Origin of the sequence: Streptomyces sp. TRM64462 (genome assembly GCF_013362995.1) — a bacterium.
In the GTDB taxonomy this organism is placed as follows: Bacteria; Actinomycetota; Actinomycetes; order Streptomycetales; family Streptomycetaceae; genus Streptomyces.
Genome location: NZ_JABWDV010000433.1, coordinates 1 through 12,199, shown reverse-complemented (window position 1 = coordinate 12,199; position 12,199 = coordinate 1). Strand labels below are relative to the sequence as shown.

Sequence of the window (12,199 nt, the reverse complement as noted above, 5' to 3'; positions counted from 1 at the left end):
GGGGCACGCCTGCGCTACTTCTCTGTTACGCCTGCCGAGTCGAACGTCGCCACCTCGTGCATCGCCCGGGCCGCGCTCTGGACCAGCGGGAGGGCCAGCAGCGCGCCGGTGCCCTCGCCGAGGCGGAGGTCGAGGTCGACCAGGGGGCGGAGGCCCAGCTTGTTGAGGGCCGCCACGTGGCCGGGCTCGGCGCTGCGGTGGCCTGCGATGCAGGCCGCCAGGGCCTCGGGCGCGACGGCCCGGGCGACCAGGGCCGCGGCGCCCGCGCTGACACCGTCGAGGATGACGGGGGTACGCAGGGACGCGCCGCCCAGGATGAAGCCGACCATCGCCGCGTGCTCCAGCCCGCCGATCGCCGCGAGGACGCCGACCGGATCCGCCGGGTCCGGCTTGTGGAGGTCGAGGGCGCGGCGCACGACGTCGACCTTGCGCGCGTGCATCTCGTCGTTGATGCCGGTGCCCCGGCCGGTGACCTCGGCCGGGTCCGTACCCGTGTACACCGAGATGAGCGCGGCCGACGCCGTCGTGTTGGCGATGCCCATCTCGCCCGTGAGGATCGCCTTGTTGCCGGCGGCGACCAGGTCGCGGGCCGTCTCGATGCCGACCTCGATGGCGGAGAGGACGTCCTCGCGGCTGAGCGCGGGGCCGGTGGTGAAGTCGGCTGTGCCGGGGCGGACCTTGCGGGGCAGGAGGCCCGGCGTGGCCGGGAGGTCCGTGGCGACGCCGACGTCGACGACGCACACCTCCGCGCCGACCTGGTTGGCGAACGCGTTGCAGACCGCGCCGCCGCCGAGGAAGTTGGCGACCATCTGGCCGGTCACCTCCTGGGGCCAGGCGGTGACGCCCTGGGCGTGCACCCCGTGGTCGCCCGCGAAGATCGCCACGGCGGCCGGTTCCGGGATGGGCGGCGGGCAGGCGCGGGACAGGCCGGCGAGCTGCGCGGAGATGATCTCCAGCATGCCGAGCGCCCCGGCCGGCTTCGTCATGCGCTTCTGGCGCTCCCACGCCTCGCCGAGCGCCTTCGCGTCCAGCGGGCGGATGTTGGCGACGGTCTCCTGGAGGAGGTCGTGCGGTTCCTCGCCGGGCAGGGCGCGGCGGCCGTACGTCTCCTCGTGGACGACCCAGGAGAGCGGGCGGCGCTTGGACCAGCCCGCCTGCATCAGCTCGGGCTCCTCCGGGAACTCGTCGACGTAGCCGACGCAGAGGTACGCGACGACTTCGAGGTGCTCGGGCAGGCCCAGGGAGCGGACCATCTCGCGCTCGTCGAAGAAGCTGACCCAGCCGACGCCCAGGCCCTCTGCGCGGGCGGCCAGCCAGAGGTTCTCGACCGCGAGTGCGGAGGAGTACGGGGCCATCTGCGGCTGCGTGTGGCGGCCCAGGGTGTGGCGGCCGCCGCGGGTCGGGTCGGCGGTGACGACGATGTTCACCGGAGTGTCGAGGATCGCCTCGATCTTCAGTTCCTTGAACTGCTTGGCCCGGCCCTTGGGCAGCGACTTGGCGTACGCCTCGCGCTGACGCTGCGCCAGTTCGTGCATGGCGCGGCGCGTCTCGGCGGAGCGGATGACGACGAAGTCCCACGGCTGGGAGTGGCCGACGGACGGTGCCGTGTGGGCCGCCTCCAGGACGCGAAGGAGTACCTCGTGCGGGATGGGGTCGCTGCGGAAGCCGTTGCGGATGTCGCGGCGCTCCCGCATCACGCGGAGGATCGCCTCGCGTTCGGCGTCCGCGTAGCCCGGTGCCGGCGCGTCCGTCGCGGGCTGCTCCTCGGGGGCGGCGGCCGGGGCGGGCTCCTCTGCCGGGGGCGTGTCCTCCGCCGCCGGGGCCGGGGTCTCGGCCGGGGCTTCGGCGGGGACTTCGGCCGGGGTCTCGGCGGGGGTGGGCGCGTCCGCGGGCGTGGTGTCCGCTGCGGGTTCGGGCTGTTGTTCCGGTTCTGCCGGGGCCTCGGGGGTCTCGATCACCTCGGGGGCCTCGGGGGCCGCCTCCACGGCCTCGGGGGCGGCCTGCTGCTCGGGCGCCTCCGCCGTGGTGGGTTCGGCCTCGCGGGGGGCCGGGACCGTGGCGGCCGGCTCCTCGGGGGTCTCCGGAGCGGTCGGCTCGGCGGCCGTCGGCTCCGGGGCGGGCGCGGGCTCCGGGGCAGGTGCCTCCGCGACCGGCTCAGGGGTGGGGGCCTCGACGGGCGGCTCCGCAGGCGGGGCCACCGGCTCGGGCAGTGCGGCTTCGGGGGCAGCTGGTACGGCTTCGGGGGCTGTGGCGTCCGGGGCCACCACCGCGAGCGGCTCGGCGGTCGGCTGCTGCGGCGGCTCGGGCTCTGCCTGGGCGGCCTCCGCCTCGGCCGGCTCGGCGACCGGCTCGACGGGGCCCGGCTCGGCGGCGACCGGTTCGGCGGCCGTCGGCTCCGGGGCGGGCGCGGGCTCCTCCGGGGTGGCCGGGGGCGGGGTGGGCGCGAGGTGCGGGGTGGTCGGGACCGTGCCCTCCACGGGGACGAACTGGCCGACCGTTTCTGCTGGGGCGACGAATGACCCCTGGGGCTGCTGTGACTCCTTCTGGACCGGCACCTGGGACCACGGCTCGGCGCCCTGCGGCGGGATCTCCGCCGCCGTCTGCGGCGGCGCCGGGGCGGCGGCGGGCTCCTCGCGGGGCACGTCCAGGTATTCGGGCCCGGCCGTCGTCGGGCCCTGGGCGGGCACCGGGGCCTGCGGGACGGCGCCGGGCGCCGCGGTGGCGGGGCCGCGGTCGGCGAGCGAACGCACCACGCCGCCCGCCGGGTCCGGCACGGGCGGGCCCATGTGCAGCGGACGCCGCGCGTGCTGCGGCGCAGACGCGGAAGCGGGAGCGGGGGCGGGTGCCGGTACGGGCGTGGGCGCCTGGACCTGTACCTGCGCCTGGGCATGGACCTGCGCCTGAGCCTGCGCTGCGGCAGGGGCCGGTTCGGGCGCGGGCGGCGGGATGCGTACGGCTCCGAGGTCGACGGAACCGGAGTCCCGGCCCCCCGCCTCGTGCGCGCCGGTCTCGTGGACGGCCAGGTGCTCGTACGGCGGCGGTACGTGCTGCGGGGCCTCCGGCATGAGCGGCGGCTCGTACGCGGGCTGCTGCTCGGCGACCGCCGGCTGGTCCGGCGCCACCGGCTGCGGAGCGACCGCTTCCGCCATGGGCGCCGGCGCCGGAGCGGGTACCTGGGCCGGCACATCGGCAGCCGGTGCCGCCTCGGGAGCCGGCGCGGGAACGGGGGCGGGCGCCGGCGCCTGGGCCATCGGGACGGCCACCGGCGGGGCCGGGGCCACGCCGGGCTGCGGCTCGGTCCAGGCGCCCTGGGAGCCCGGCATCAGGAGCAGGTCGTCGTCGTCCGCGGGGCTCTCGGAGGGGTCCAGGAAGGTGTACGCACCCGGAACGGGCATGCCCGGCTGCTCCACCATGCCTGCGTTCTCCGGCTGTCCCTCGCCCGGGACCTGGCCGGTGTCAGTCATGCGTACCCCTCGCCCATCGGTTGTGCTCCTTCAGACTTCCGCCCGTCAACAGATAACGAGCGTGCGCGCCGCGCGGCACGAACAGCACGCGGACATGCAGCATTCTCGCGGTATCGGCCGCGCATGGCAGCGGCTTGCGCCACCATCGGCTGTGGACTGCGCCACGTCGCGCACCCCCCGGTAGCGTTCCCTCCCGGTGCCCCCAAAGAAGGCGCCTTCTCCGGACATTGGCGAACGACCTGCCGCATGCCCGGCTGGAGTGGAACGATCGGCCAGCCTACCTGGCCTTGTGTAGCGACGGGATCACGGGGCGGTTCTGCGTCCGGCGATGAGGAAGGCCACGGAGCGGTGGCGTTCGGACCAGGCCGCCGGGTCGAGGGCGACGGCCTGGAGGAGGGCGCACTCGACCGTGTACCCGCCGTCGGCGAGCGCCGACGCGACGGCTTCGGCCTCGTCGCGGGTGCCCGCGTGGGCGACGATCCGTTCGGGGCGCCGGTCGGCGCACGCGGCCACGACGGCCGCTCCCCCGCCGCCGACCCGTACGACGTCGGGTTCGGGGAGCCGTTCCAGGACGTACGGGGCGCGTCCGGCGACGGTCTGGAGCTGGACGCCGAAGCGGCGGGCGGCGGCGTCGGCGCGGGCGCAGGCGGCGGGGTCGGCGTCGACGGCGATGACGGCGGCGCCGAAGCGGGCGGCCTCCACGGCGAAGGCGCCGGAACCGCAGCCGATGTCCCAGACGAGGTCGCCGACGCGGGGGCCGAGGCGGGCGAGCTGGGCGGCCCGGAGGTCGGCCCCGTCGCCGGTGCCCGGTTCCCGGGCGGTGCCCCCGTCGCCGTACGACGCGTCGTACGACTCGGGTGGCAGGGCCCAGCCGCGTACGGGGCCGGGGTCGGGGCCCATGAGCCAGCCGCCGCCCTGAGCGCCCTGGGTGCCGGGCGCGGTGGCGGAGCCGCCGATGACGATGACGACGTTGGGGTCGCGCCAGGTGTGGTCGGCGGCCTTGTCGGAGGTGAGGACGGTGACCTGCTCGCGGTCGGTGCCGAGGGCCTCGCAGATGACGAAGGTGCGGTGGACGCCGTCCAGCATGAGGGCGAGTTCGGCGGGTCCCGCGCCGGGTGAGGTGAGGACGGCGACCTTCGGGTGGGCGCGGCAGACGTTGACGGCGCGGCGCAGCGTACGGGTGTGGGCGACGGTGATGCGGGCGTCGTCCCAGGGCATGCCGGCGCGGGCGAAGGCGGCGGCGACGGAGGAGACGGCGGGGACGACCTCGACTTCGAGGCCGTGTTCGGGGGCGCGGAGGGTGCGGACGACGCCGAAGAAGCCGGGGTCGCCGTCGGCGAGGACGACGGCGGTGCCGCGGTGTCCCGCGATGCGGCGGGCGGCGAGGTCGACGCTGCCGAGGCGGATGCGTTCGGCGTGGGCGGGGACCTCCGGGAGCGCGAGGTGGTGGGCGGCTCCGGCGACGAGGGTGGCGGCCGAGAGGGCGGACCGCGCGGCCGCGGTGAGGGGCGAGCCGTCCCATCCGATCACCGTGACCCGGTCGGCCATCTTGGTCTGTCTCCCTGGAGGTGTCGGTGCAGGTCGGGGCAGGGTGAGGGTACCTGGAACGGGGCCGGGCGGCAGGTTTCCGTGCGGATGTGGTGATCAGTTCCAGTCGGTGTAGGAGGGGTAGCCGGCGTCGGCGAGCTGGTCGGTGGCGCCGTCGAGGTCCTCGGGGAGGATGCTCCAGACGATCAGGTCGGTTCTGATGTCGGTCCAGTGGCCGTCCTCCGTCTGGGTGCGCGCTATCCAGGCGTTGCGCAGGACCCCTTCGCTGATGCAGCCGAGTTTCTGGGCGACCTGCTGGGAGGCGGTGTTGTCGGCGGGGGTGCGCAGTTCCAGGCGCTCGAAGCGCTGTTCGCGCAGGAGCCAGGTGGCGACGGCGAGGACGGATTCGGTGGCGTAGCCCTCGCCGCGGGCCCAGGCGGCGGTGATGTAGGCGATCTCGGCGGACTTGGCGCGCCAGTCGGTGTGGCGGAGGTGGACGGTGCCGACGAGCCGCTGGGTGAGGAACTCGGTGACGGCGAGGACGAGGCCGCGGCCGCTGGTGCGTTCCGCAGGAGCGATCCTGCTGACCCAGTCCTCGGCGTGGGCGGTGGTGTACGGGTGCGGGGCCGAGGTCCAGGCGACGACGAGTTCGTCGTTCATCATCTCGGTGTGCGCCGGGATGTCGGTCGGGTCGTAGGGGCGCAGCACCAGCCGTTCCGTGCTGATGGAGATGTCCGGAAACGTGGTGGTCATGTGCCGCTCCATGCCGAAGGCCGAGGACTGCTCGTGACTGCTGGTGACTGCTGGGTACTGCCGGCTACTGCTGGGACTGCTGGGACTGCTGGGTACTGCCGGTGAAAACCGGTGAACGGACAGCATGCAGCATGAACGCGGTGGTGTGCATGGCCAGGCCCCCGGGGTGCTGCCGGGGGACGGACGAGCCCCGCGCACCGGGGTGGTGCGCGGGGCCGCGGTGGGGCGGGCCGTGACCCGGGGGCTTACTTCGCCGCGCCGAAGGCGGGGATGACGGAGCCCTTGTAGGTGTCCTCGATGTACTTCTTCACCTCGGGCGAGTTGAGGAGCTCGGCGAGCTTCTCGACCCGCGGGTCCTTCTCGTTGCCCTTCTTGACGGCGAGGAAGTTGGCGTAAGGGTTGCTGTCGGCCTTCTCCAGGGCGAGGGAGTCCTGGGCGGGCTTCAGGTCGGCCTCGATGGCGTAGTTGCCGTTGATGACGGCGGCGTCGACCTCGTGGAGGGCGCGGGGCACGGTGGCGGCCTCCAGCTCCTTGAACTCCAGGCCCTTCTTGTCGGTGATGTCGGCGAGGGTCGCGGCGGAGCCGACGCCGTCCTTGAGGGTGATGAGGCCGTTGTCGGCGAGGAGCTTGAGGGCGCGGCCCTCGTTGGTGGTGTCGTTGGGGACGGCGACGGTCTGGCCGGGCTTGATGTCCTTGAGGGCCTTGACCTTGTGGGAGTACAGGCCGAGCGGTTCGAGGTGGACGTTCACGACCGGGACGATCGTGGTCTTGTTCTTCTGGTTGAAGTCGTCCAGGTACGGCTTGTGCTGGAAGTAGTTCGCGTCGACCTGGCCCTGCTGGGTGGCGGTGTTGGGCAGGACGTAGTCCGTGAACTCCTTGACCTCCAGCTTGAGGCCGGCCTTCTCGGCGAGGTGGTCCTTCACGTAGGTGAGGATGTCGGCGTGCGGCGTCGGGGACGCGGCGACGACGAGGGGCTTGGACGTGTCGGCGGTGCCGGAGTCGGCGTTGCCGGGGTCCGATGCCGTGCCGCAGGCGGTGAGGCCGAGGGTGGCGGCGGTGATGGCGGCGAAGGCCGTGGTGAGCTTGATGTTCTTACGCACGAAAAGTGCCTCTTTCTGGTGGTGCGGTGTACGCCCGGACAAGGAGTGCGGGCTCGTGTGCGGGGGGGTGTGGTCAGGAGGCGGTGCGGCCGCGGCGCGCGAGGAGCCGCACGACGCCGTCACCGATGAGCTGGACGACGGTGACGATCGCGACCAGGATCACGACCGTGACCAGCATGAAAGTGGTGTCGAAGCGCTGGTAGCCGTAGGTGACTGCCTTGGAGCCGAGGCCCTCGCCGCCGACCGCGCCGGCCATCGCCGAGTAGCCGATGAGGACGATCACGGTGGTGGTGACGGCGGAGACGAGCGACGGAAGGGCCTGCGGCAGCAGCACCTTGCGGACGATCGTGGGGATCGAGCCGCCCATGGACTCGACGGCCTCGACCAGCCCGTGGTCGACCTCCCGGATCGCCGTCTCGACGAGGCGGGCGAAGAACGGGATGGCGCCGATGGCGAGCGGGACGATCATCGCGGTGGGGCCGATGAAGGTACCGACGACGAGTGTGGTGAAGGGGATGAGGGCGATCAGCAGGATGATGAACGGCAGCGAGCGGCCGATGTTCACGATCGCGCCGACGACCTTGTTGACCACAGTGTTCTGGAGCAGTCCGCCCTTGTCCGTGAGGACGAGCAGGATGCCGATCGGCAGTCCGCCTACGACCGACACGACGGTGGCCCAGAGGACCATGTAGAGGGTGTCGATGGTTCCCTGGCTGAGCAGGGGCTGCATCTCGGACCAGCTCACTGAGCACCTTCCTTGACCGGAGCGGACTCGACGGTGTCCACGGCGTCCACGACGTCGACCTGGAGGCCCTGTTCGCGCAGGAATCCGACGGGCACGACGTTCTCCTCGTAGCGGCCGGGGAGTTCGATCCGCATGCGGCCGATCTGCCGGCCGCCGACGGTGTCCATCGCCGCGCCGAGGATCGAGATGTCGATGTTGTAGGTACGGGAGAGCTGGGAGATCACCGGCTGGGTCGCGGCGTCGCCGTGGAAGGTGACGTCGACGACCGTGCGGTCGGGGCCTGAGGCGTCGCCGGTCACCGGGAACAGCTCGGCGGCGAGCTCGGAGCCGGGCGTGGCCAGCAGTTCGGCGACCGTGCCGGATTCCACGACCCTGCCCTTGCGCATCAGGGCGGCGGAGTCGCAGATCGTCTTCACGACGTCCATCTCGTGTGTGATGAGGAGGACGGTCAGGCCGAGCTGCCGGTTGAGGTCGCGCAGCAGGTGGAGGATGGAGCGGGTGGTCTCCGGGTCGAGGGCGCTGGTGGCCTCGTCGGAGAGGAGCACCTTGGGGTTGCCGGCGAGGGCGCGGGCGATGCCGACGCGCTGCTTCTGGCCGCCGGAGAGCTGGCCGGGGTACGCCTTGGCCTTGTCGGCGAGTCCGACGAGGTCGAGGAGTTCGAGGGCGCGGCGGGCGCGTTCGGCGCCGGAGACGCCGAGGATCTCCAGGGGCAGTTCGATGTTGTCCTGGACGGTGCGCGAGGACAGCAGGTTGAAGTGCTGGAACACCATGCCGATACGGCTGCGGGCGGCGCGCAGGTCCTTGCCGGCGCGGCGGCCGCGCCCGGCGAGCGCGGTGAGGTCGGTGCCGTCGACCGTCACGGTGCCGGAGGTGGGGCGCTCCAGGAGGTTGACGCAGCGGATGAGGGAGGACTTGCCGGCGCCGCTCCGGCCGATGACGCCGAACACCTCGCCCTCGCGGACGTGCAGGTCGACGCCGTCCAGAGCGGTGACCTGGCGGCCGCGCGACTCGTAGACCTTGGTCAGGCCCTTGGTGGTGATCACAGGGGTTTCCGTCACTGTCGAGAGAATTCGTCGTTCCGACATTCCGACGCGCGGCACGGCTGCCTGTGAGGCGTGTGCGCGGAGCAAGCAGGGCCCGTCCGTGCGGACGTGGCCGACTGGCTCGGCCGGCCGGATCGGCTGTCGGGTCTCGCTTCGGGGCGCGAGGCTCGGTCAGGGGCCCTCAGAAGGCGCACATTCGACACATGCGACGAGCACCGGGCGTCTTCATCGCCTCGGTCGCAAGGGTGCGGCTGCTCGTCGTGGTCATGGCTGCAGTAAAGCAGACGGGGTCGGTGATCGATCCGGGATGTCCGCATAGCGGACGCCGAACGTGCGGCATTCGGACGGCGAAGGACGGGCGCGCGTCCGCCTCGGAACGGGCTGTGGCCTGCGTGGACGCGACCGGCGGGCGGTGCGCGATGCGTGCCCCGCCGCGGCTGCCGAGGCGGTGGCTGTGGTCAAGACCACGTGCCGTGCGGGGCCGGGGGCCGGGGGTGTTTTCCTCCGTAATAGTCTCGGGCCCATGCTCATCGCCCTGACGGTCACGGTGTCCGTGGCCGCCCTCGCTCTCGCCGCGTGGTGCGGCTTCGCCGCGTACCGGGACCAGCCGACGAAGGACTGGCACTTCATCGGCATGGCCGTGGTGACGGTGCTGGCGCTGGCCCAGCTGGTCGTCGGCGTGGTGCGGCTGGCGGGCGGCGGCGAGGCCGACGAGGGCACGGCGATCTTCCTGGCGTATCTGCTCGGCGCGTTCCTCGCCGTCCCGGCGGCGGGCTTCATGTCGCTCGTGGAGCGGACCCGGTGGGGTTCGGCGACGGCGGCGGCCGGGGCGGTGGTGCTGGCGGTGCTGGAGGTGCGCCTCCACGACATCTGGTGGGAGGGCTGACATGGCCGACGGCCGTCTGGTCAAGGGCCCCGGCATGCTGCTGGTGTGGCTGTACGGCGTGATGTCGGTCGGCGCGGTGTCGCGCTCGGCGTACCAGATCGCCACCGAGTTCGACGCGGCTCCGCTGCCGTACGCGCTGTCGGCGGTGGCCGCGGTGGTCTACGTCTTCATCACGTACACGCTGGTGCGCGGCGGTGAGACGGCCCGCAGGGCGGCGCTGGTGTGCTGCGCCGCCGAGCTGGCGGGTGTGCTGGTCGTGGGGACGTGGACGCTGCTGGAGCCTTCGGCGTTCCCGGACAGCACGGTCTGGTCGGAGTTCGGCTACGGGTACGTCTTCATCCCGGTGCTGCTGCCGGTGACCGGGATCCTGTGGCTGCGCCGCGCGCGCCGGGTGGCGGCGGCCGCCTGAGCTTGCCCGCGCTCTGTCAGGCGGCCTTCCGTCAGGCGGCCTTCTCCAGCGTGACGACCGTGAGGCGGGGGCCGATCCGGTGGGTGCCCACGGCCTCGTAGCCCTTCTTGCGGTAGAGGCGCAGGTTGCCCTCGCTGCGGTGGCCGGTGAAGAGCTGGAACCGCTTGGCGGCGGCCGCGCGGTCGCCGGCGAAGTGCTCCTCGATGGCGTCGAGGAGGCGGCCGCCCAGGCCGTGGCGGCGCATCCTCGGGTGGACGATGAGCTTGCCGATGCGGGCCGTACCGTCCTCGTCGATCTCGCCGCGTACGGACGCGACGACCTCGTCGCCGAGGCGGGCGACGAGCGCGTGGCCGCGCCCGAGTTCGGCCTTCAGGTCGTCGAGCGACTGGGTGAGGGGCTCGATGCGGTAGTCCCCGTACAGCTCGGCCTCCGTCTGGTAGCAGAGGTACTGCAGCTTGAGGATCTGTTCGGCATCCTGTGCGCTTGCCGCTGAGATGGTCACGCTCATGCCCATGTGTGCATGCCTCCGGCTCACCTGATACGCCCTGTCGGTCTACCGCACCTTTCCCCGATGGTCAGGAACGGCAACCTCTGCCGCGAGCATTCTGCGCAGGCATCCCAGGCACCGGGAACGCATCGGCCCTAAACTCCCCTGTGAGATACCCAACTTTCCTGCGATTTCGCGGTAGGTGGGGTCGTTCGGCGACAGCATCGCAGTCAGCAGCCGTCGGCATCCGGCGGGTGAGCGGCGTACCGCGGCACGCAGGGCGCGGCGGCGTTCGGCGTCGAGGGCGGCGCGTTCCGGGCCGGTGTCGGGCGTGGGTTCGTCTCGGGCGTCGGGCGCCGGTTCGTCGTCGTACGGGAGTTCGCGTACGGCGGTGCGGCGGGCGCGGCGGGCCTCGGCGCGGACGGCGCGGCGCAGCCAGTCGGCGGGGCGATCGGGTACGCCGGGGCCGTCGAGGCGCTCCAGGAGCCGCAGCCAGACCGCCTGCTGGAGATCGCGGGACTCGACGCCCGCCGCCGGGGCCTCCGCGTCGGACTCGGCGGTGAGCAGCGGGGTGAGGGCGCCGACCAGGCCGGCCAGTCCGGGGGGTGCCGTCGGGTGGTGCGGGGCTGGTTCACGGGGCGTCATGCCGGGCACGACACGCGGCGGGGCGGGGGCGGTTGCCGGGGCGGCGGGGAATCGCCCGATGGGGCGGGTGCGGGGGCACGGGGGTGACGCTCCCCCGCGCCCCGCGCCCCGTGCCCGGTGCCCCGTGCCCCGTGTCCGGTGCGTCCTTGTTCGGTGTCAGCCGCGGTCGCGGTGGTCGGCGGCCGCGAGCAGGCCCGTGTCGGGCTGGTCGGTGAAGATGCCGTCGATGCCGGTGGCGAAGTACGCCTGGTAGGCGCCGAACACGTCGCCGTACGCGTTGGGGTCCGTGCCGCGCCGGAAGTCGGCGGGCAGGAAGCTGTTCTCGTTGCGCAGCGTGTACGGGTGCAGGACCAGGCCCCGGGCGTGGGCGTCGCGGACGAGCGTGGTGGGCTCGCCGAGCCTGCCGTCCGGGCCCTTGGGGATGACCAGGTCGGCGAGCGGGCCTATGCCCTGCGCGTACGAGGCGATCCAGTCGAGGCCCCGGGGCGTGATGAGGTCCGCGACGGTGCGCGGGTCGCCGGCCTCGACGAAGTCCCAGGGGCGGTCGTCGGGCGTCCACAGCAGGACGACGCGCGGGGTGCCGACGAGCCGGGCCATGCGCTGCATGCTGGTGGGCTCGAACGACTGGAGGAACGTCGGGGAGTCGGCGCGGTGCCGGCCGTAGCGGCGCAGCAGCTTCGCGAGGCGCTCCTCCAGGCCGAGGCCGAGCTTGCGGAAGTAGGTGGGGTGCTTGGTCTCGACGTGCAGCCACACCGGGTGGCCGCGACGGCGGCCCTCCTTCTCGGCCCAGCGCAGCACCTCCTCGAACGAGGGAACGGTCCAGCGGCCGTCGTACAGGGTGTTGTCGGGGCGGGTGCCGGGGATGCGCTCCTTGGCGCGGAGGGTCTTCAGCTCGGCGAGCGTGAAGTCCTCGGTGAACCAGCCGGTGAGGGACTGGCCGTCGACGGTCTTGGTGGTGCGGCGGGAGGCGAACTCCGGGTGGTCGGCGACGTCCGTGGTGCCGGTGATGTCGTTCTCGTGACGGCACACCAGGTGGCCGTCGCGGGTGGGCACGAGGTCCTGCTCGATGACGTGGGCGCCCATATCGAGGGCGAGCTGGTAGGAGCCGAGGGTGTGCTCGGGGCGGTAGCCGCTGGCGCC

11 protein-coding genes are annotated in these 12,199 nt (G+C 73.1%); 2 read left to right on the top strand and 9 right to left on the bottom strand.

Annotated elements, in window-relative coordinates:
* Window positions 1–14: 14 nt before the first annotated feature.
* The 6 genes from cobT to HTZ82_RS27800 form a co-directional block, all read right to left on the bottom strand.
* Complete coding sequence (gene cobT / locus HTZ82_RS27825; RefSeq protein ID WP_175412142.1) at window positions 15–3,464, bottom strand: nicotinate-nucleotide--dimethylbenzimidazole phosphoribosyltransferase; 3,450 nt, start codon at window positions 3,462–3,464, stop codon at window positions 15–17.
* 303 nt (window positions 3,465–3,767) lie between these two features.
* Window positions 3,768–5,012: a precorrin-6y C5,15-methyltransferase (decarboxylating) subunit CbiE gene (gene cbiE / locus HTZ82_RS27820; RefSeq protein ID WP_175412141.1), complete on the bottom strand. Its 1,245-nt coding sequence runs from the start codon at window positions 5,010–5,012 to the stop codon at window positions 3,768–3,770.
* 96 nt (window positions 5,013–5,108) lie between these two features.
* The gene (locus tag HTZ82_RS27815) at window positions 5,109–5,744 is read right to left on the bottom strand and encodes a GNAT family N-acetyltransferase (RefSeq protein WP_254712153.1); all 636 of its coding nucleotides are present in this window, start codon (window positions 5,742–5,744) and stop codon (window positions 5,109–5,111) included.
* Window positions 5,745–5,989: 245 nt separating this feature from the next.
* A complete protein-coding gene (locus HTZ82_RS27810; RefSeq protein WP_175412139.1) occupies window positions 5,990–6,844 on the bottom strand; it encodes a MetQ/NlpA family ABC transporter substrate-binding protein in 855 nt (284 codons plus the stop codon).
* Window positions 6,845–6,917: 73 nt separating this feature from the next.
* The gene (locus HTZ82_RS27805; RefSeq protein ID WP_175412138.1) at window positions 6,918–7,589 is read right to left on the bottom strand and encodes a methionine ABC transporter permease; all 672 of its coding nucleotides are present in this window, start codon (window positions 7,587–7,589) and stop codon (window positions 6,918–6,920) included.
* Window positions 7,586–8,632: an ATP-binding cassette domain-containing protein gene (locus HTZ82_RS27800; RefSeq protein ID WP_309235725.1), complete on the bottom strand. Its 1,047-nt coding sequence runs from the start codon at window positions 8,630–8,632 to the stop codon at window positions 7,586–7,588. Before HTZ82_RS27800 ends, HTZ82_RS27805 begins: the two co-directional genes overlap by 4 nt.
* 523 nt (window positions 8,633–9,155) lie before the next feature.
* Between HTZ82_RS27800 and HTZ82_RS27795 the strand changes: the two genes are divergently transcribed.
* Both HTZ82_RS27795 and HTZ82_RS27790 read left to right on the top strand, forming a co-directional pair.
* Window positions 9,156–9,518 (top strand): hypothetical protein, encoded by a 363-nt coding sequence (locus HTZ82_RS27795; RefSeq protein ID WP_175412136.1) that lies wholly within the window; start codon window positions 9,156–9,158, stop codon window positions 9,516–9,518.
* 1 nt (window position 9,519) lies between these two features.
* Window positions 9,520–9,927 (top strand): hypothetical protein, encoded by a 408-nt coding sequence (locus tag HTZ82_RS27790; protein ID WP_175412135.1) that lies wholly within the window; start codon window positions 9,520–9,522, stop codon window positions 9,925–9,927.
* Window positions 9,928–9,958: 31 nt separating this feature from the next.
* Here the strand turns inward: HTZ82_RS27790 and HTZ82_RS27785 are convergent, their stop codons facing one another.
* The 3 genes from HTZ82_RS27785 to HTZ82_RS27775 form a co-directional block, all read right to left on the bottom strand.
* Window positions 9,959–10,441, bottom strand: a complete 483-nt coding sequence (locus HTZ82_RS27785) for a GNAT family N-acetyltransferase (protein ID WP_175412134.1) — start codon at window positions 10,439–10,441, stop codon at window positions 9,959–9,961.
* Window positions 10,442–10,480: 39 nt separating this feature from the next.
* A complete protein-coding gene (locus tag HTZ82_RS27780; protein ID WP_175412133.1) occupies window positions 10,481–11,059 on the bottom strand; it encodes a sigma-70 family RNA polymerase sigma factor in 579 nt (192 codons plus the stop codon).
* A 156-nt stretch (window positions 11,060–11,215) separates the two neighbouring features.
* On the bottom strand, window positions 11,216–12,199 hold a 984-nt coding region (locus HTZ82_RS27775; protein ID WP_175412132.1), incomplete at its 5' end, for a glycerophosphodiester phosphodiesterase.